Annotated in this window: 19 protein-coding genes and 1 pseudogene; 17 read left to right on the top strand and 3 right to left on the bottom strand. The window is 64.3% G+C overall.

Going from position 1 to position 19,703, the window contains the following annotated elements; translation table 11 throughout:
* The first annotated feature begins 217 nt into the window (after positions 1-217).
* The 4 genes from dapA to ABIA90_RS17520 are packed head-to-tail and all read left to right on the top strand — an operon-like array spanning position 218 to position 2,704.
* On the top strand, positions 218-1,108 hold the full coding sequence (gene dapA, locus ABIA90_RS17535; RefSeq protein ID WP_038975901.1) for a 4-hydroxy-tetrahydrodipicolinate synthase: 891 nt from the start codon (positions 218-220) through the stop codon (positions 1,106-1,108).
* Between the two features lie 50 nt (positions 1,109-1,158).
* Complete coding sequence (gene mscL, locus ABIA90_RS17530) at positions 1,159-1,572, top strand: large conductance mechanosensitive channel protein MscL (protein ID WP_063986320.1); 414 nt, start codon at positions 1,159-1,161, stop codon at positions 1,570-1,572.
* A gap of 59 nt (positions 1,573-1,631) precedes the next feature.
* Positions 1,632-2,105 carry an SsrA-binding protein SmpB gene (gene smpB, locus ABIA90_RS17525; protein WP_008133025.1) on the top strand — a complete coding sequence of 158 codons (474 nt, stop codon included), beginning with the start codon at positions 1,632-1,634 and terminating at the stop codon, positions 2,103-2,105.
* Between the two features lie 17 nt (positions 2,106-2,122).
* On the top strand, positions 2,123-2,704 hold the full coding sequence (locus tag ABIA90_RS17520) for a peroxiredoxin (RefSeq protein ID WP_071913174.1): 582 nt from the start codon (positions 2,123-2,125) through the stop codon (positions 2,702-2,704).
* On the opposite strand, the gene ABIA90_RS17515 is transcribed toward ABIA90_RS17520, so the two are convergent.
* Positions 2,701-3,375: a uracil-DNA glycosylase gene (locus tag ABIA90_RS17515; RefSeq protein WP_063982832.1), complete on the bottom strand. Its 675-nt coding sequence runs from the start codon at positions 3,373-3,375 to the stop codon at positions 2,701-2,703. The genes ABIA90_RS17520 and ABIA90_RS17515 overlap by 4 nt on opposite strands.
* Entirely contained in the window at positions 3,356-4,003 is a 648-nt protein-coding gene (locus ABIA90_RS17510; RefSeq protein ID WP_071913176.1) for a LabA-like NYN domain-containing protein, read from the bottom strand. The genes ABIA90_RS17515 and ABIA90_RS17510 overlap by 20 nt, the downstream gene beginning before the upstream one ends.
* A 329-nt stretch (positions 4,004-4,332) precedes the next feature.
* Between ABIA90_RS17510 and rpoZ the strand changes: the two genes are divergently transcribed.
* The 13 genes and pseudogenes from rpoZ to ABIA90_RS17445 all read left to right on the top strand — a co-directional run bounded on the left by rpoZ (position 4,333) and on the right by ABIA90_RS17445 (position 18,613).
* Entirely contained in the window at positions 4,333-4,725 is a 393-nt protein-coding gene (gene rpoZ / locus ABIA90_RS17505; RefSeq protein WP_014494742.1) for a DNA-directed RNA polymerase subunit omega, read from the top strand.
* A gap of 204 nt (positions 4,726-4,929) precedes the next feature.
* Entirely contained in the window at positions 4,930-7,215 is a 2,286-nt protein-coding gene (locus ABIA90_RS17500) for a RelA/SpoT family protein (RefSeq protein WP_071913178.1), read from the top strand.
* Positions 7,216-7,260: 45 nt separating this feature from the next.
* Positions 7,261-8,013 (top strand): pyridoxine 5'-phosphate synthase, encoded by a 753-nt coding sequence (locus ABIA90_RS17495; protein WP_354117968.1) that lies wholly within the window; start codon positions 7,261-7,263, stop codon positions 8,011-8,013.
* Complete coding sequence (gene acpS, locus ABIA90_RS17490) at positions 8,010-8,429, top strand: holo-ACP synthase (protein ID WP_354079197.1); 420 nt, start codon at positions 8,010-8,012, stop codon at positions 8,427-8,429. Before ABIA90_RS17495 ends, acpS begins: the two co-directional genes overlap by 4 nt.
* Positions 8,430-8,679: 250 nt before the next feature.
* Entirely contained in the window at positions 8,680-9,444 is a 765-nt protein-coding gene (gene lepB, locus ABIA90_RS17485; protein ID WP_014494746.1) for a signal peptidase I, read from the top strand.
* Entirely contained in the window at positions 9,441-10,307 is an 867-nt protein-coding gene (gene rnc / locus ABIA90_RS17480; RefSeq protein WP_354117969.1) for a ribonuclease III, read from the top strand. Before lepB ends, rnc begins: the two co-directional genes overlap by 4 nt.
* On the top strand, positions 10,297-11,223 hold the full coding sequence (era, locus tag ABIA90_RS17475) for a GTPase Era (protein WP_085399877.1): 927 nt from the start codon (positions 10,297-10,299) through the stop codon (positions 11,221-11,223). Before rnc ends, era begins: the two co-directional genes overlap by 11 nt.
* A 21-nt stretch (positions 11,224-11,244) precedes the next feature.
* Positions 11,245-11,625, top strand: a complete 381-nt coding sequence (locus ABIA90_RS17470) for a hypothetical protein (protein WP_354117970.1) — start codon at positions 11,245-11,247, stop codon at positions 11,623-11,625.
* Between the two features lie 140 nt (positions 11,626-11,765).
* Complete coding sequence (recO, locus tag ABIA90_RS17465; RefSeq protein ID WP_354117971.1) at positions 11,766-12,518, top strand: DNA repair protein RecO; 753 nt, start codon at positions 11,766-11,768, stop codon at positions 12,516-12,518.
* A gap of 105 nt (positions 12,519-12,623) precedes the next feature.
* The gene (locus tag ABIA90_RS17460) at positions 12,624-12,902 is read left to right on the top strand and encodes a hypothetical protein (RefSeq protein ID WP_071913189.1); all 279 of its coding nucleotides are present in this window, start codon (positions 12,624-12,626) and stop codon (positions 12,900-12,902) included.
* Between the two features lie 60 nt (positions 12,903-12,962).
* Positions 12,963-15,221, top strand: coding sequence for a DNA topoisomerase IV subunit A (gene parC, locus ABIA90_RS17455; RefSeq protein WP_354117972.1), 2,259 nt, complete (start codon positions 12,963-12,965; stop codon positions 15,219-15,221).
* Positions 15,222-15,515: 294 nt separating this feature from the next.
* Positions 15,516-17,066, top strand: a complete 1,551-nt coding sequence (locus tag ABIA90_RS17450) for an ABC transporter substrate-binding protein (protein WP_354117973.1) — start codon at positions 15,516-15,518, stop codon at positions 17,064-17,066.
* 4 nt (positions 17,067-17,070) lie between these two features.
* Positions 17,071-18,613: pseudogene (locus tag ABIA90_RS17445) on the top strand (GMC family oxidoreductase).
* Positions 18,614-18,615: 2 nt separating this feature from the next.
* On the opposite strand, the gene ABIA90_RS17440 reads toward ABIA90_RS17445, so the two are convergent.
* Positions 18,616-19,347: an outer membrane protein gene (locus ABIA90_RS17440; protein WP_354117974.1), complete on the bottom strand. Its 732-nt coding sequence runs from the start codon at positions 19,345-19,347 to the stop codon at positions 18,616-18,618.
* Between the last annotated feature and the right edge of the window lie 356 nt (positions 19,348-19,703).

The following is a 19,703-nucleotide window of genomic DNA, read 5'->3' as shown; positions in this document are numbered from 1 at the left end:
TCGCCCCGAATCAGTCAGTTGGCTCAAGACCTAGCTGTATTCGCTTGAATATGCGGACAAAATACCAACAGCTGCTTACCTTTGCCCGGTTTGCACCACCACCGCGGCAAAATCGCGGCCTAAACGGTGCGTCACACGGAAGCGGGTCTTTTACCGGCGGGATAGACCCGATATGAATGCAGCTTGCTCAAGAGATAGCCGCGTACGGAGGAAGTCCATGGCAGCCAAGACGAAATTCCGGGGATCGTTCACCGCCTTGGTCACGCCGTTCAAGAACGGCTCGCTGGACGAGGCGGCATTCCGCTCGCTGGTCAACTGGCAGATCTCGGAGGGCACCAACGGCCTGGTCCCGGTCGGCACCACCGGCGAGAGCCCGACGCTCAGCCATGACGAGCACAAGAAGGTCGTCGAATGGTGCATCGCTGAAGCCAAGGGGCGCGTACCCGTGGTCGCGGGTGCCGGCTCCAATTCGACGAAGGAGGCGATCGAGCTCGCGCAGCACGCCGAGAAGGCTGGCGCGGATGCCGTGCTGGTCGTGACGCCCTATTACAACAAGCCGACCCAGGAAGGGATGTACCAGCACTTCAAGGCGATCAACGATGCGATCGGCATCCCGATCATCATCTACAACATTCCGCCGCGCTCGGTGATCGACATGTCGGTCGACACCATGAAGCGGCTGTGGGAGCTGAAGAACATCGCCGGCGTCAAGGACGCCACCGCCAGCATGGTCCGCGTCTCGCAGCAGCGCGCGGCGATGGGCGAGGATTTCAACCAGCTCTCCGGCGAGGACGCGACCATCCTCGGCTACATGGCGCATGGCGGCCATGGCTGCATCTCGGTGACCTCGAACGTCGCGCCGCGCCTGTGCTCGGAATTCCAGGCCGCCTGGGCGAAGGGCGACACCAAGGCGGCGCTCGCAATCCACGACAAGCTGATGCCGCTGCACAACAACCTCTTCATCGAGAGCAATCCGGCGCCGATCAAGTACGCGATGTCGCTGCTCGGCAAGCTGGACGAGACGCTGCGCCTGCCGATGGTTCCGGTCACCGAGCCGACGCGCGTTGCCGTGCGCAGCGCGATGGTTCATGCTGGGCTGATCAACTGATTTAGCCAACCGGGGAGCCGTTCATGAGCGTCGACGAGAAGGGCAGGAAGATGCTCACGGAGTTCCGCGAGTTCGCCATGAAAGGCAACGTCGTCGACCTCGCCGTCGGCGTCATCATCGGTGCGGCCTTCGGCGCCATCGTCACGTCGCTGGTCGGTGACGTCATCATGCCGATCATCGGCGCCGCGACCGGCGGCCTCGACTTCTCGAACTACTTCGCCCCCTTGTCGAAGGCGGTGACCGCCACCAACTTAGCGGATGCGAAAAAGCAAGGCGCAGTACTTGCTTACGGCAGCTTCCTGACGCTGACGATCAACTTCATCATCGTTGCCTTCGTGTTGTTCCTGGTGATCCGCGCCATGAACACGCTGAAGCGCAAGGAAGAGGCTGCGCCCGCTGCTCCAGCGAAGCCGTCGGCCGAGGTCGAACTGCTGACCGAGATCCGCGATCTCCTCAAGAAGTGACGCGCGCGCTTCATCCAAACTGTTAGCTTACGCGCGCATCTCGACCGGATTTGTCTGTTATGGCCGATAAGAACGAACGTCCTATCAAGGTCATGGCGGAAAATCGCAAGGCCCGCTTCAACTATGCGATCGAAGACACGATCGAGGCGGGCATTGCGCTCACCGGCACCGAGGTCAAATCGATCCGCAACGGCAAGAGCACGATCGCGGAGTCCTACGCCGATTCCAAGGACGGCGAGATCTGGCTGATCAACGCCACCATTCCCGAATATCTCCAGGGCAACCGCTTCAATCACGAACCCAAGCGGCCGCGAAAGCTGCTTCTGCATCGCAAGCAGATCAACAAGCTGATGGGCGCGGTCGACCGCGAAGGCATGACGCTGATCCCGCTCAAGCTCTATTTCAACGAGCGCGGGCGGGCCAAGCTGCAGCTGGCAGTTGCAAAGGGCAAGAAGCTGCACGACAAACGCGAGTCCGAGAAGAAGCGCGATTGGAGCCGGGAGAAGGGCCGGCTGTTGCGGGCGAGGGGATAGCGGCAAGAGGTTGGCGGATGACTCAGAAGAACCTGCTCGAGGTCGATTGGAGCCAGATTCCCGCACCCGCCGACGACGGCGGCGCCGCGCATCTCAAGGGCATGACCTTGCCTCCGGTCAGCCTGCTCGCGACCGACGATACGTCGGTGAATCTGTCAGCGCTCTCCGGCCGGACCGTGGTGTTCGCCTATCCGCGCACCGGCGAGCCCGGCAAGATCGGGCTGGTCGATGATTGGGACATGATCCCGGGCGCGCGCGGTTGCACGCCGCAGACTTGCGCGTTTCGTGATCTGTTTGCCGAGCTGAAAGCTGCCGGCGCCGCGCAGGTGTTCGGACTTTCGACCCAGAGCAACGCGTACCAGACCGAGATGGCGTCGCGGCTGCACCTGCCGTTTCCCGTGCTGTCGGACGAGAAGCTGGCGCTGACGCGCGCCCTCAATCTGCCGACCATGGAGGTCGCTGGCCTGACCTTGATCAAGCGCCTTGCGCTGATCATCGACGATGCCAAGGTCACGCATGTGTTCTATCCGGTGTTTCCGCCCGACCGGAACGCCGGCGATGTCCTGGACTGGCTGAAGGCCAATCCGGCCGAGCCCTAATCCAGGTCGGCCTTCACCTTCGCGAACACGCTGCGGAACATGTCCGTCGTCAGCACGCCGGTGTTCGTGTTGTAGCGCGAGCAATGATAGCTGTCGTAGAGCCTGAATGCGCCGGCCTGATGCACGGCGCCGTGGCCGAAGGGAGCTTGCGAGGCCTTCAGGTTCAGCGGTTTGAGCACCGTGTCGTGCGCAATGCGTCCGAGCGCGACGATGGCGCGCAGCTTCGGCATCGACGCGAGGGTGGCCCCGAGGAACTGGCGGCAGGTGTTGATCTCGACCGGCAGCGGCTTGTTCTGCGGCGGAACGCAATGCACGGCATTGGCGATCCGGCAGTCGACCAGCTTCAGGCCGTCGTCGGGCCGCGCCTGATAGGTGCCCTTGGCGAAGCCGTATTCGAGCAGCGTGGCGTAGAGCAGGTCGCCGGCATAGTCGCCGGTGAAGGGGCGGCCGGTGCGGTTGGCGCCCTGCATGCCTGGCGCCAGGCCGACGATCAGCAGGCGCGCCTTGATGTCGCCGAAGGGGGGGACCGGCGCGTTGTGCCACAACGGCTCGCGCGCGCGGTTCGCCTCGCGAAAGGCGACCAGGCGCGGACAAAGCGGACAGTCACGATCGGGGACGAGGGTGAGAGGCTGGCGGCTTGACCGGGCCGCCTCACTCCTCGAAGTCGTCATCGCCCCTCGGCGCCATTGTGGTCGCGCGCTGGAGGAACTGCGGGGCGTGATGGCGTCCCTCGCCACGCTCGCCGCGCTCACGCGGGGCGGGGCGTTCGGACGGGTCGCGGCCGAGCTTGGATTGCAGCTCGACGAGGTCGGTGAAGACGTCGGCCTGGCGGCGCAGCTCGTCGGCGATCATCGGCGGCTGGCTCGCGATGGTGGAGATCACGGTGACCCGGACGCCGCGGCGCTGGACGGCTTCGACCAGGGAGCGGAAGTCGCCGTCACCCGAGAACAGCACCATCTGGTCGATGTGCTCGGCGAGCTCCATGGCGTCCACGGCGAGCTCGATGTCCATGTTGCCCTTGACCTTGCGGCGGCCGGAGGCGTCGATGAACTCCTTGGTCGCCTTGGTGACGACCGTGTAGCCGTTGTAGTCCAGCCAGTCGATCAACGGGCGGATCGAGGAGTATTCCTGATCCTCGATAATCGCGGTGTAGTAAAACGCCCGCAACAGCGTCCCGCGGCTCTGAAACTCCTTCAGCAGGCGCTTGTAGTCGATGTCGAAGCCGAGAGTTTTCGCCGTCGCGTAGAGATTGGCCCCATCGATGAAGAGCGCGATCTTGTTAGTGGCAGAAGGTGACATTCAGTTTGCTCGCGTAGCGTTCGTGATTGATCGTTTATTGTTGGCGCGGCGACAGCAAGCCGCGCAGGTCTATGGTGCCGCCGAAGCCCGTCGAAACCGCAAATCCGGAGAAGTCGTGGCAATCAAGGTATAGTTATGGCGGACCTGCATACGCCCGGTGCCACCCTCAATAGCAGCCCGGCAAACCACCCATCCCAGCCCCAATGTGGGGGTAGCAGAGCCGTTTGGCGAGGCCAAATCACAAATTGGCCTTGCGAAATCGCCCTGTCCCCTATAACTAGCCCCAATCATCCACATATTTCGTCCCACCCACAACGGAGCGACAGTCCATGGCTCGCGTCACCGTAGAAGATTGTATCGACAAGGTCGACAACCGGTTTGACCTGGTCCTGCTGGCCGCCCACCGGGCCCGCATGATTTCGTCCGGTTCACAACTAACGGTTGACCGCGATAACGACAAGAACCCCGTTGTGTCTTTACGCGAAATTGCGGACGAAACCATCTCGCCGGAGGACCTCCGCGAGGAGCTGGTCCACTCGCTCCAGAAATTCGTCGAGGTCGACGAGCCCGAGCCCGATACGGTCCCGCTGATCGGTTCCGCCGGTGCCAGCGTCGATGCCGACGATACCGAAGTTGCCGTTGAGCGCATGACCGAAGAGGAGCTCCTGAAGGGCCTCGAGGGCCTCGCGCCGCCGGAAGAACAGCCCGAGGAGGACGAGTAATCGTCCCGTCGCAGTCGTCGATTTCTTGTGATCTTATCAGAGGCCCGAACCCGTGTTCGGGCCTTTGCTTTTGTTGGCGTTTTCGTGGTTACCATAGCGTTGCCGCATCGCGTTGCTTGCCTGTCACCGAATTGATCGGACGCACGCGCGATCGGGGCTAAGATGTATGCGGGCAGTTCATGGTCCGTTTGAAGGCAGGATGGCATGGTGTATCGGCGCCGGAGACAAACGCAGATGCTGGCCGCAACCGAATCGGTTGCCGTGGCCCCGACTGCGCCGGTGGGGCGCCCGGCCAAGCCTCGCGCGCGCATGATGCGTCAATATGACCTCGTCGAGCGCGTCAGGTCCTACAATCCCAATACCAACGAAGACCTGCTGAACCGCGCCTATGTCTACGCCATGAAGGCGCACGGCTCGCAGACACGTGCCTCGGGCGATCCGTATTTCTCGCACCCGCTCGAAGTGGCGGCGATTCTCACCGATCTGAAGCTCGACGACGCCACCATCGTGGCTGCCCTGCTGCACGACACGATCGAGGACACCGAGGCGACGCGTGCCGAGATCGACCAGATCTTCGGGCCCGAGATCGGCGCGCTGGTCGAAGGCCTGACCAAGCTGAAGCGGCTGGAGCTGGTGTCGCGCGAGGCCAAGCAGGCTGAGAACCTGCGCAAATTGTTGCTGGCCATTGCCGACGATGTCCGCGTTCTGCTGGTCAAGCTCGCCGACCGCCTGCACAACATGCGTACGCTGGACTTCGTGCCGCCGGAGTCGCGACGGCGCATTGCCGAGGAGACGCTCGACATCTATGCGCCGCTGGCCGGCCGCATGGGCATGCAGGAAATGCGCGAGGAGCTGGAGGATTTGTCCTTCCGCACCCTCGATCCCGAAGCCTATTCGGTGGTGATGCAGCGGCTCGACGCGCTCGCCGAGCGCAACCGCAACCTGATCGGCGAGATCGAGGACCAGCTCTCCAACAATCTGCGCCACCGGGGCCTCGGCGCGCGGGTCTATGGCCGCCGCAAGAAGCCGTTCTCGATCTGGACCAAGATGGAACGCAAGTCGGTCGGCTTCGAGCAATTGTCCGACATCTTCGGCTTCCGCCTCGTCGTCAACGACATCGAGGCCTGCTATCGCGCGCTCGGCATCGTCCACACCAACTGGCCGGTCGTGCCCGGGCGTTTCAAGGACTACATCTCGACGCCGAAGCAGAACGACTACCGCTCGATCCACACCACGGTGATCGGCCCCGGCAACCAGCGCGTCGAGCTCCAGATCCGTACCGAGGCGATGGACCAGATCGCCGAGCGCGGCATCGCCGCACACGTGTTCTACAAGGAAGACGTGGGCTCGCCGACCGAGTTTCTCAAGCGCGAGTCCAATGCGTTCGCCTGGTTGCGCCACACCATCGGCATCCTCTCGGAGAGCGCCAACCCCGAGGAATTCCTCGAGCACACCAAGCTCGAGCTGTTCCACGACCAGGTGTTCTGCTTCACCCCGAAGGGCAAGCTGATCGCGCTGCCGCGCCATGCCAATGTGATCGACTTCGCCTATGCCGTGCATACCGACGTCGGCAACAGCGCCGTCGGCTGCAAGATCAACGGCCAGTTCGCGCCGCTGTCCTCGGAGCTCCAGAACGGCGACGAGGTCGAGGTGCTGACCTCGGAGGCGCAGGCGGCGCCGCCGTCGGCCTGGGAAACGCTCGCGGTCACCGGCAAGGCGCGCGCCGCGATCCGCCGCGCCACCAGGACGGCGGTGCGCGACCAATATGTCGGTCTCGGCCGGCGCATCGTCGAACGCCTGTTCGAGCGCGCCAAGATCGAATACGCCGACGACAAGCTCAAGGGCGCGCTGCCGCGGCTCGCGCGCACCTCGATCGAGGACGTCATGGCGGCGGTCGGCCGCGGCGAGATCAAGGCCTCCCACGTCGCGCGTGCGATGTATCCCGACTACAAGGAGGAGCGCATCGCGCGCTACGGCGTCAAGAAGGGGCTCGCCGCCAAGCTCAGGGAGAAGTCGTCGGAGCCGCCGCGCAGCCCGGTCGCGATCCCGATCCGCGGCATCAATTCCGACCTGCCGGTGAAATTCGCGCCGAACGGCGGCGCCGTGCCCGGGGACCGCATCGTCGGCATCGTCACGCCGGGCGAGGGGATCACGATCTACCCGATCCAGGCGCCGGCCCTGAAGGATTTCGAGGAGGAGCCGGAGCGCTGGCTCGACGTGCGCTGGGACATCGAGGATTCCGCCCCGCAGCGCTTCCCGGCCCGCATCAAGGTCGAGAACGTCAACGAGCCCGGCGCGCTGGCACAGATCGCGACCGTGATCGCCGAGCACGACGGTAACATCGACAACATCAGCATGCAGCGCCGCTCGCCCGACTTCACCGAGACGACGATCGATCTCGAAGTCTACGATCTCAAGCATCTGAGCGCGATCCTCGCCCAGCTGCGCGCCAAGGCGGTCGTGGCCCGTGTCGAACGTGTTAATGGATAGACGCCTTTCGTAGGCGTCCGTCTCCCTGATTTCGTGAGTCCTGAAATGTCCGCTTCTCCGCTCCGCCTCGGCGTCAATATCGACCACGTCGCAACCGTGCGTAACGCGCGCGGCGGCCGCCATCCCGATCCGATGCGTGCCGCGCTGCTGGCGATCGAGGCCGGCGCCGACGGCATCACCGCTCACTTGCGCGAGGATCGCCGGCACATCCGCGACGAGGACATGGCGCGGCTGAAGGCCGGGATCTCCAAGCCGCTCAATTTCGAGATGGCGGCGACCGACGACATGATGCGCATCTCGCTCGCCACGAAGCCGCACGCGGTGTGCCTCGTGCCGGAGCGCCGCCAGGAGGTGACGACCGAAGGCGGCCTTGACGTCGTCGGCCAGCACAATGCGCTCGCGCCCTACATCGCGCGGCTGAACGATGCGGGCATCCGGGTCTCGCTGTTCATCGCCGCCGATCCCGCGCAGATCGAGATGGCGGCGCGGCTGAAGGCGCCCGTGATCGAGATCCACACCGGCGCCTGGTGCGACGCCGTCGTCGACGGTCATACCGCGAAGGCCGAGGCGGAATGGCAGCGGATCGTGGCGGGGGTGAAGCTGGCGAAGCAAGCCGGGCTCGAAATCCATGCCGGCCACGGGCTCGACTACGCGACGGCGGAGACGATTGCGGCGCTACCGGAGATCATGGAGCTCAACATCGGCTACTACATGATCGGCGAGGCACTGTTCGTCGGGCTCGCCGAGACGGTGCGCAGCATGCGCGCGGCGATGGACCGCGGCCGGAGCCGGGCATGATCATCGGCATCGGCTCCGACCTGATCGACATCACCCGCGTCGGCAAGGTGATCGAGCGCCATGGCGAGCGGTTCCTCGACCGCATCTTCACCGCGGCCGAGCGGGCCAAGGCGGAGCGGCGCGCCAAGAGCGAGAAGATGGTGGTCGCGACCTACGCCAAGCGCTTCGCGGCCAAGGAGGCCTGCTCGAAGGCGCTAGGTACCGGCATCCGGAACGGTGTCTGGTGGCGCGACATGGGGGTGGTCAACCTGCCGGGAGGCCGGCCGACCATGCAGTTGACGGGCGGGGCGCTGGCCCGGCTCCAGGCCCTGACGCCCGAGGGGTTCGAGGCGAAAATCGACCTGTCGATCACCGACGACTGGCCGCTGGCGCAGGCCTTCGTCATCATTTCCGCCGTGCCGCTGGCCAGGCCCTGATCATCAGCGGGCTGTTTTTATAATTCACATTAAAAATCAATGTCTTATGCAGTTTTGATGCGATCCTTGATTGCGTGGCCCCCGACAACCGTCTAAAAGTCCGCGAACGCAAATCAGGCTGGGCGAATTCGGCTTTACGCCGGAATTGGCCCTCATTATCAGAATCAGGACAATCTCCTTGGGCCGCGAAGCGATGGGCTGTTCGCGGAAGGAGGGCGCTCTGTGACCGCCGGCCGGAATTGAGAGAGCAATGAGCGTGACCTCGGGAACGAAAACTGAAAGCGGCGTCGGCGAAACGATCCGCGTCGTGATCCATGCTCTCCTGATCGCGCTCGTGATCCGCACGTTCCTGTTCCAGCCGTTCAACATCCCGTCCGGTTCGATGAAGGCGACGCTGCTGGTCGGCGACTATCTGTTCGTCTCGAAATATTCCTACGGTTATAGCCACTACTCGATCCCGTTCTCGCCGCCGCTGTTCTCGGGGCGGATCTGGGGCTCGGACCCGAACCGCGGCGACATCGTCGTGTTCCGCCTGCCGAAGGACGACTCCACCGACTACATCAAGCGCGTCATCGGCCTTCCCGGCGACCGCATCCAGATGAAGGATGGGCTGCTCTACATCAACGACACTCCGGTCGAGCGGCAGCGCATGAGCGAATTTGTCGGCGAGGATCCCTGCGGCTCCGAAGGCGGGGGCATCTCGCGGGTGAAGCGCTGGAAGGAAACGCTGCCGAACGGCGTGTCCTATGAGACGCTGGACTGCGCCGACAACGGCTACATGGACAACACCAACGTCTACAACGTGCCGCCGGGCCATTTCTTCATGATGGGCGACAACCGTGACAACTCCACCGACAGCCGTTTCCTCGGCCAGGTCGGCTACGTGCCGCAGGAGAATTTGATCGGCCGCGCCCAGATGATCTTCTTCTCCATCGCCGAAGGCGAGCATGCCTGGATGTTCTGGCGCTGGCCTTGGGCGGTGCGCTGGAACCGTTTCTTCAAAATCGTCCGATGAAAGACGAAGCCAAGGACATCCCGATCCAATCGACCGAGCCCGCGGCGGGCGCCGACGGCGAAGCGGCGACCAAGACGCTTGCGACCAAGACGCCTGAAGCCAAGACGCCTGAAACCAAGACACCTGCAAAGAAGAAGCGGGTGCGCAGCAGCAAGGCCAAGGCCTCGGATGCGAACGCGGCGCTCGAGGCGCGCATCGGCCACAGCTTTGCCGATCCGAATCTGCTGATGCAGGCGATCACGCATGTCTCGGCGCTGAAGTCCGGGCGCAAGCGCGGCGATAGCTATCAGCGGCTGGAATTCCTGGGCGACCATGTGCTGGGGCTCGTCGTCTCCGACATGCTCTATCACGCCTTCCCGAATGCCGACGAGGGCGAGCTGTCCAAGCGACTTGCCGAACTGGTGCGCAAGGAGAGCTGCGCCGACGTTGCCAAGTCGCTCGGTCTGCTCGACGACGTCAAGCTCGGTTCGGTCGGGCCGAGCGCCGATGCCCGCCTGCGCAAGAGCGTGCTCGGCGACATCTGCGAGGCCGTGATCGGCGCCGTCTTCCTCGACGGTGGCTACGCGGCGGCGGCGGAATTCGTCAGGCGCAACTGGACCGAACGCATGCACAAGCCGCGGCGTCCCTTGCGCGATCCCAAGACCGTGCTGCAGGAATGGGCGCAGGGGAAGGGGCTGCCGACGCCTGTCTACCGCGAGGTCGAGCGCACCGGCCCGCATCACGATCCGCAGTTCCGCGTCGCGGTGGATCTGCCGGGATTGGCGTCGGCCGAAGGCATCGGTGGCAGCAAGCGTGCAGCGGAGAAGGTGGCGGCCTCAGTGATGATCGAACGTGAAGGTGTTGGCGGCGGCAATGACGGCTGAAGCAAGCGGCGAAGCGCCCTCCGCAACGCGCTGCGGCTTCGTTGCGCTGATCGGCGCGCCGAATGTCGGAAAATCCACACTGGTCAATGCGCTGGTCGGGGCCAAGGTCACGATCGTCTCGCGCAAGGTGCAGACCACGCGCGCGCTGATCCGCGGCATCGTCATCGAGGACAACGCGCAGATCATCCTGGTCGACACGCCCGGCATCTTCCTGCCCAAGCGCAGGCTCGACCGCGCCATGGTCTCGACGGCCTGGAGCGGGGCGCACGACGCCGACCTCGTCTGCGTGCTGCTCGACGCCAAGGCCGGGATTGATGAAGAGGCCGAGGCGATCCTCACCAAGGTCGCCAGCGTCAAGCACGAGAAGATCCTGGTCATCAACAAGGTCGATCTGGTCCAGCGCGAGAAGCTGCTGGCGCTGGCGCAGGCCGCCAACGAGCGCATGGCCTTTGCAAAGACCTTCATGATCGCGGCGATCTCGGGCGACGGCGTCGACGACCTCAGGCATACGCTGGCCGAAATCGTGCCGCCGGGCCCGTTCCTCTACCCCGAAGACCAGATGTCGGACGCGCCGATGCGGCAGCTTGCGGCCGAGATCACGCGCGAGAAGATCTATCGCAAGCTGCACCAGGAATTGCCCTACCAATCCACGGTCGAGACCGACAAGTGGGAGGAGCGCAAGGACAAGTCGGTGCGCATCGAGCAGACGATCTTCGTCGAGCGCGAGAGCCAGCGCAAGATCGTGCTGGGCGCAGGCGGCGCCACCATCAAGTCGATCGGCGCGGACTCGCGCAAGGAGATCGGCGAGATCCTGGGGGTGCCGGTGCACCTGTTCCTGTTCGTCAAGGTGCGCGAAAACTGGGGCGACGATCCCGATCGCTATCGCGAGATGGGCCTGGAATTTCCCAAAGAATAACCAAGAAAAGATCGGTCACCGATGAGCGTACCCAGCAACGTCCGGCGCTTCGAAGCGCTGCTCTATGCGTCATTGATGCTGGATGCCCTGTCGGTCGCGGTGCAGGACCGCACGCCCAGTGCCGAGATGACCGAGCCGATGATCATGATGGCGACCCTGCTCGCCGGCGGCATGATCCTGCTGCTGGTCTATTTCGTCTGGTTGGCTGCGCGTTGGCGCAAGAACTGGCCGCGCTGGGTGCTGGCGGCGGCCCTCGTGCTGTCCGTGATCTCGCTCGGCCAGATCATCGGCGAGAAGGGCATGGAGCTTGACAGCGTCATCGAAATCGTCTCCTGCGTGTTGACGGCGATGGGGCTGTATTTCTCGTTCAGCGGCGACGCCCAGGGCTGGTTCAACGCCTAACGTCTTGCGCGATGCCGTAGGGTGGGCAAAGGCGCGCCCTTGCGCGCCGTGCCCAACCTAATCGTGCTGCGGATCAAATTGGTGAGCACGCTTCGCTTTGCCCGTCCTACACTCACCTGAAATGCGATAAGCTCCGTTCCATGGAATGGACCGACGAAGGCATCGTGCTGGGCGTGCGGCGGCATGGCGAGAGCAGCGCCATCGTCGAGCTGCTGACGCGTGCGCACGGCCGGCATCTCGGCCTCGTGCGCGGTGGCGCCGGTTCGCGGATGCGGCCGCTCTTGCAGCCCGGCAACAGCGTCAGTGTGGTGTGGCGGGCGCGGCTCGACGAGCATCTCGGCACCTATGCGATTGAGGGCCTCAAGCTGCGCGCGGCGACGCTGCTGGGATCCTCCCACGGCGTCTATGGCGTCACCCATCTCGCCTCGATTGCGCGGCTGCTGCCGGAGCGCGATCCGCACGAAGACATCTTTGCGATGCTCGAACATTCACTCGATGATTTCGACGATATCGGCAGTGCCGCGGTGCACCTCATCCATTTCGAGCTGGCGATGCTCGCCGAGCTCGGCTTTGGGCTGGCGCTGGAAAACTGCGCGGTGACCGGCGAGACCACGGATCTGATCTATGTTTCGCCGAAATCCGGCGGCGCGGTGTCGCGCGGGGCCGGCGAGCCATGGCGCGACCGGCTGTTGCGCCTGCCGCCGTTCCTGCGTCGTGGCGAGGCCGCGAGCGACCTCACCGACCAGGATCTCCAGGACGGCTTCCGGCTCACCGGCCTGTTCCTGCTGCGCCATGTGCTGGAGCCGCGCGGCCAGGGCCATTCCGACGCGCGCGCCGGCTTTATCAATGCGCTGACGCGGCAGCAGGCGAATTTGGCCATTCCGGCGCCATGACCTGAGAGCGCTTCGGCCCTGTTGCCAGACATGGAAGTTCCCCGGGAACGAAATCCCCCTGGCTGAATTGGCCCTCGCAGGGTTCCACAACGGGGACAGCCAAAAATGTTGATCAAGGGATTCGCCGTGTCGGCGGCGCTGCTTGCGTTTGCGCCTGACGCCGTGGCTGGCGAGCCGCAACCGGGTGTCTTTCGCCGGGCATCCTGCACCGTGATCCGGTATTACGTGGCGAAATATTCCGCTGCGGCCGCAGAGAGTTGGGCGCGGTCCAAGGGGGCAACGGAGGCCGAAATCGAGGTCGCCCGGCGTTGCCTGACCAATGCGCCGGTCACCGCGCAAGCCAAGACCCAGCAGCCAGTCACCGCCGGCTGGGCAGGGCAATAGCCGCCCACAGGGAACCAATCGATCCTTGCCCGATTCGCTTCCACGGTTTAACCGGGCGGCATGGGAAAACGATTGATTCCGCCGGAGGAACCGGCCGAAATTCACGAGGTGCCGCTGCGTGAGGCGCTGGAAGAGCGCTATCTCGCCTATGCGCTCTCCACCATCATGCACCGTGCGCTGCCGGATGCGCGCGACGGTCTGAAGCCGGTGCACCGGCGCATCCTCTACGGCATGCGCCTGCTCCGGCTCGACCCCGGCACGGCGTTCAAGAAATCCGCCAAGATCGTCGGCGACGTGATGGGCTCGTTCCATCCGCATGGCGACCAGGCGATCTACGACGCCATGGTACGCCTCGCGCAGGATTTCTCCTCGCGCTACCCGCTGGTCGACGGCCAAGGCAATTTTGGCAATATCGACGGCGATAACCCGGCTGCCTACCGCTACACCGAAGCGCGCATGACCGACGTCGCGCGGCTTCTGCTCGAGGGCATCGACGAGGACGGCGTCGAGTTCCGGCCCAACTACGACGGCCAGTCGAAAGAGCCGGTCGTGCTGCCCGGCGGCTTTCCGAACCTGCTTGCCAACGGCGCGCAAGGCATCGCGGTCGGCATGGCGACCTCGATCCCGCCGCATAACGCGGCCGAGCTCTGCGAGGCCGCGCTGCACCTGATCGAGAAGCCCGACGCGAAATCCAAGGCGCTGTTGAAGTGGGTGAAGGGCCCGGATTTCCCGACCGGCGGCATTTGCGTTGATTCCAAGCAGGCGATCGCTGAAGCCTATGCGACCGGTCGCGGCTCGTTCCGTGTTCGCGCTCGATGGGAGCAGGAAGAGGGTACGCGCGGTACCTGGGTCGTCGTCGTCACCGAGATTCCCTTCCTGGTGCAGAAGTCGCGCCTGATCGAGAAGGTCGCCGAGCTGCTGGACCAGAAGAAGCTGCCGCTGGTCGGCGACATCAGGGACGAGTCGGCCGAAGACGTCCGCATCGTGATCGAGCCGAAGTCGAAGAACGTCGATCCCGCCCTGATGATGGAATCGTTGTTCCGGCTGACCGAGCTCGAAAACAAGATTCCGCTGAACCTCAACGTGCTGATCAAGGGCCGCATCCCCAAGGTCGTGGGGCTCGCGGAGTGCCTGCGCGAATGGCTCGACCATCTGCGCGACGTCCTGATCCGCCGGACCAACTTCCGCAAGACGCAGATCGAGCACCGGCTCGAAGTTCTGGGCGGTTTGTTGATCGCGTACTTGAACCTCGATGAGGTGATCAGGATCATCCGCACCGTGGACGAGCCGAAGCCGGCGCTGATCAAGGCGTTCAAGCTTACCGAGGTGCAGGCCGAAGCCATCCTGAACATGCGCCTGCGCTCCTTGCGCAAGCTCGAGGAAATGGAGATCCGCACCGAGGACAAGAACCTCCGCGCCGAGCTCAAGGGCATCAACGCGGTGCTCGCCTCGGAGCCGGAGCAGTGGAAGAAGGTCGGCGAGCAGGTCGGCAAGGTCCGCGACATGTTCGGACCGAAGACGCCGCTCGGCAAGCGCCGCACCACCTTTGCGGACGCGCCCGAGCACGACCTCGCCGCGATGGAGGAAGCCCTCGTCGAGCGCGAGCCGGTGACGGTCGTGGTCTCCGACAAGGGCTGGATCCGCACCATGAAGGGCCATGTCGAGGATCTCTCGGGGCTGGCCTTCAAGCAGGACGACAAGCTCGGTTTTGCCTTCTTCGCGGAGACGACCTCGAAGCTGCTGCTGTTCGCCACCAACGGCAAATTCTACTCGCTCGATGTCGCAAAGCTTCCGGGCGGTCGCGGTCACGGCGAGCCGATCCGTCTGTTCATCGACCTCGAGCAAGAGGCCGCTCCCGTCGCGCTGTTCGTCAACAAGGGCGGACGCAAGTTCCTGGTCGCGAGCCACGAGGGTCAGGGCTTCGTCGTCAACGAGGACGATTGCGTCGGCACGACCAAGAAGGGCAAGCAGGTCCTCAACGTCGACATGCCGAACGAGGCGCGCACGGTCACCGAGGTGATCGGCGACACCGTCGCGGTCATCGGCGAGAACCGCAAGATGCTGATCTTCCCGCTCGACCAGGTGCCGGAGATGGCCCGCGGTCGCGGCGTGCGCCTGCAGAAGTACAAGGACGGCGGCCTGTCCGACGTCGCCGTGTTCGAGGCCAAGGCGGGCCTGACCTGGAAGGACTCCGCCGGCCGCGAATTCTCCGCGACCATGAAAGAGCTCGCCGAGTGGCAAGGCACCCGTGCGGATGCCGGCCGCATGCCGCCGAAGGGTTTCCCGAAGTCGAACAAGTTCGGCAAGGTGATCGGGTAAGCAGGCTCGTGTCCCGGACGCGCTGCAGCGTGAAACGCTGCTGCGCAGAGCCGGGACCCACAACACGGGTGTCATGCCCCGGCTTGACCGGGGCATCCAGTACGCCGCGGCTTCTCGGTTTCATCACGCCCGTCTCTGGAATACTGGATCGCCCGCCGTCGCAGGCGATGACAGCGAGTGTGGCGCAAACGCGTGGCAGATAGGCGTGAGCGCATAAGTGCCTGCGTTGATCGGGCACGAACATTGCTTTTTCTTTGCCTGCAAATGAACTCTCAAGAAGAAGCAAAAGGCACAATGTTCAAACTGAAGGCTTTCATCCCCGCGCTGTTCGGCCTCGCGCTGGTCGCGGCGCCCGCGCATGCGGCGGGCAATCTCGTTGCGGTGCTCGAGGCGGAGATCGTCACGCTCGATCCGCATTTTTCCACGGCCTACATTTCGCGCACGTTTGGCTACATGGTGTTCGACACGCTCTTTGCGAAAGACTCGAAGGGCGACATCAAGCCGCAGATGGTGCAGGACTGGAAAGTCTCATCCGACGGATTGACCTATACGTTCACGCTGCGCGATGGCCTGAAATGGCATGACGGCCAGCCGGTCACGGCGGCCGATTGCGTGGCGTCGCTGCGCCGCTGGGGCACCCGCAGCGCGCTCGGCCGTCGCATCTTCGCGATCACGGCCTCGCTCGAGCCGACGGACGCGAAAACCTTCGTGCTGACGCTGAAGGAGCCGTCCGGCCTCGTGATCGATGCGCTCGGCAATCCCGTCAGCCCCGTCGCCTTCATGATGCCCGAGCGCATCGCGAAAACACCCGGCGACCAACGCATCACGGAGATCATCGGCTCCGGCCCGTTCGTCTACAGCAAGGCCGATCACCGCACCGGCGATCGCATGATCCTGAAGAAATTCGCCGACTATGTGCCGCGCCCCGAGCCCGCCGATTTCCTCGCCGGCGGCAAGCGCGTCGGCATCGACACGCTCGAGATCCGCGTCATCCCGGATGGTGCGACCGCCGCGTCTGCGCTGCAGGCGGGCGAGGTCGACTTCATGCAATATGCGCCGTTCGATCTGTTGCCGCAGCTGGAAAAGAATTCCCGCGTCAAGCTGGTCAATTTCACCGGCGGCAACATGTTCGCCGGCGCCTATCGTCTCAACGCCGCATCGAAGCCGTTTGATGATCCGGAAATTCGCCGCGTGCTGTGGAAGCTGGTCGACCAGCGCGAAGTGCTGGATGCGCTCGGGCTCGATGCCAAATACGCGGCGCCTTGCGCGACGTTCTTCACCTGCGGCACCACCTATGAGAGCAAGGCGGGCACGGAAGCGGCCGCGAAGACGTCGATTGAAACCGCGAAAGCCGCGTTGAAGGCGACCAAATATGCCGGCGAGCCCGTGGTCGTCATGGAAGCCAACGACCTCGAGGCCCCGCGCGTCTCTGCGCAGGTGCTGGCTGAGCGGCTGAAGCAGGCCGGGTTCAACGTCGATCTCCAGGTGATGGACTGGGCGAGCGTGCTGGCGCGCCGCGCCAAGAAGGAGGGCTGGAGCGTCTATGGCGTCCACGCCGGCGGTTTTGACTTGGGCTCGCCGCTGACCAACGTCATGGTCGCCTTCAACTGCGCCGACTTCACCGGCTGGCAATGCGATGCGCGCATCACGCCGCTGATGGAAGCCTTCGCCAAGGCGCCTGCCGAGGAGGATCGCAAGAAGATCGCCGGCGAGATTCAGAGCGTCATGTACGATCAGGCGCCCGCGATCCCATGGGGCCAGTTCGCGCAGCCGGCTGCCTATCGCGCCACCCTGCGTGGTCTGATACCGTCCGCCATCCCGGTGTTCTGGAACGTTGAGAAGTAACGCGATGTACGATGTCATTGTTGTCGGCGGCGGCTCTGCCGGCGCCGCTGTTGCGGCGCGGCTTTCCGAGGATCCCGCACGGCGTGTCCTGCTGCTCGAGGCGGGGCTGGACTGGCGCGCCGACGAGGCGCCCTGGGGGTGATGACGCCAAATCCGATCCCGATCATCCACAAGCGTGAGTACCAGGAGAAATGGCAATGGCCTGATCTCCTGACGCGCCGGGTGGCCGGGCAGGAGCCGCGCTTCTACTGGCGCGGCAAGGGGCTTGGCGGCTCATCGATGATGAACGGCCAGATTGCCATCCGCGGCGTCGCCGACGCGTTCGACGAATGGGCAGCCAATGGCTGCACCGGCTGGTCGGCCAAGGACGTGATGCCGCTGTTCTCGGTGATCGAGGATGATTTGGAATTTGGTGACGCCCCGGGCCATGGAAGCGGCGGACCGCTGCCGGTCTATCGGGCTCCGCCCGAGAAGTGGGGCCCGATCGATCGTGGCCTGCGCGATGCGGCGCTGGCGACGGCTATCCCTGGTGCGCCGACCTCAACGGTCCTGATGGCGAGGGCGTCGCCTGCTATCCCATCAACAGCCGCGACAGCCGCCGCATCACGACCAACGAGGGCTATCTCGAGCCGGCGCGCGGCCGCGCCAATCTCGAGATTCGCGGGCACGCGCTGGTCGATCGCGTGCTGATCAGCGACGGCCGGGCGACCGGCCTTCGTGTTCACATCGAAGGGCAGGGCACCCACGAGATCAGCGCGCGCCAGATCGTGCTGTGCGCCGGCGCCATCCACAGTCCGGCGATCCTGCTGCGTTCAGGCATCGGACCGGCGGATGAGCTGAAGGCGATGGGGATCGCGGTCGAGCGCGATCTGCCGGTCGGCCGCCACTTCTTCGACCACCCGCTGTTTCGCGCGACGATCCAGCTCCATGAAAACCTGCGGCCGACCGATCCGGACACTCGCCACACCAATTGCTGCGTGACCTATTCCTCCGGCCTCGCCGATGGCGGCAAGCGCGACATGATCCTGATCGCGTTCAACCACCGCGGCATCGGCGTGCCCGGAGCGATCGGCGCCGGCCTGTTCAACGCCTATTCGCGCGGCACGCTCAAGCTGGCTTCGACCGATCCGGCGATCGATCCCATCGTCGAGGAGAACATGCTCGCCGATCCCCGCGACATGCTGCGCATGATGGACGCGGTGAAACGACTGGCCGTGATCACCTCCCAGCCGGCGCTTTCAGGTATTGCCGACTGGATCAGGCTGACCGACACCGATCTGACGCTTCCGCAAGCTGCGGCGTTGCCGGATCACGAACTCGATGCGCTGCTGCGCCGTGAGACCGGAGACATCCAGCACGCGGCCGGCAGTTGTCGCATGACTGGGGTCAACGACCCCGATGGCGTGGTCAACCCTGATGGCACCGTGAAAGGCATCTCGGGCCTACGCGTCGCCGACGCCTCGATCATGCCGTCCGATTGCCGCGCCAACACCCACTTCACGACGGTGGTGATCGGCGAGGCGATTGCGCGGATGATGATGCGTTAGCGCTAGAAGTGATAGTTCACGCCCGCCGTCACCGCGTGAATGCGATCCTTCAGGCTGAAGATGTTGACGGTCGTGCCGGCTCCATTGCTCAGAAACGCGCTGTGGTCGCCGAAGTCGTAATAGTCGTACTCGAAAACCGCGGACCAATGCGGCGCGAACGCCCAGTCGACGCCGGTGCCGGCGGTCCAGCCGGTTCGGGTGCTGGCTCCGCTGGGATTGACGGGGACGCCACCAGCGGGCGTGAAGGCATCGTCAAGCTTTTCACGCGTCCAGGCGCCGCCGCCCCGGACGAACACCAGCCAGCGATCAGCGAACGCGTAGCCGAGCCGCGCGGTGGCCGAGGCCAGGAAGTCGTTGCTCATCGTGAACTGGCTGGGGACGACGACGCCGGTCACGAGGTTTCTGACGGTGCCGGCGTGCGAGTTGCGGAGGCTGCTCCAGGCCGCACGGCCTTCGGCACCCACGACCCATCTGGTCGCAAATTGATAGTCGCAGCCGACCTGTCCGCCCCCAACGAAGCCTGTTGAACTGAAGGAGACAGAGTTTCCAAGCGAGTTGGTGGTCCGGTCGTCGCTGACGACACCGCCGACGTGTGCGCCGACATAGCAACCGGTCCAGGTGAAGGGGATAGGCGCGAGGGGAGGTGCCTTCACCGCCAGATCAGCCGCCAAGGCCGCGCTGGAAAATCCCAATGCCAAAAGCCCGCCCACCCAAGCGACCGCGAAACGCCCCATGTCAGTCCCCATTCCCGCCTGCGACAACTTGGCACATGTCTGCCAGAAATGCCGCTGCTCGGGAAAGTGCAATTCGCATGATGTGCACAATTTGGGGTAGAGCCGTGGCGCAAATGTCACGCTCGGATCTGATGCACGCGGCGAGCATGACGGCTCGTTGACGTCGATGCTGATTTTACCTGGTGCCATCGAAGGTGAACCACTTCACAGCGGTCACAGCGGGGTCGTGCTAGCATTCGACAGTGCTGGCTGACCCAGCACCATGGCCGGAGTTCGGCTCAAATTACGCCATGCCCGATAAGCGCTGGCGGTTCGCATTTTCAGACGCTGTTCCCGCAATGAAGGGAGGTCTGGCA

It is taken from the genome of Bradyrhizobium sp. LA6.8 (assembly GCF_040547935.1).
Taxonomy (GTDB): domain Bacteria; phylum Pseudomonadota; class Alphaproteobacteria; order Rhizobiales; family Xanthobacteraceae; genus Bradyrhizobium; species Bradyrhizobium barranii.
This window is presented reverse-complemented; position numbering and strand designations above follow the sequence as displayed.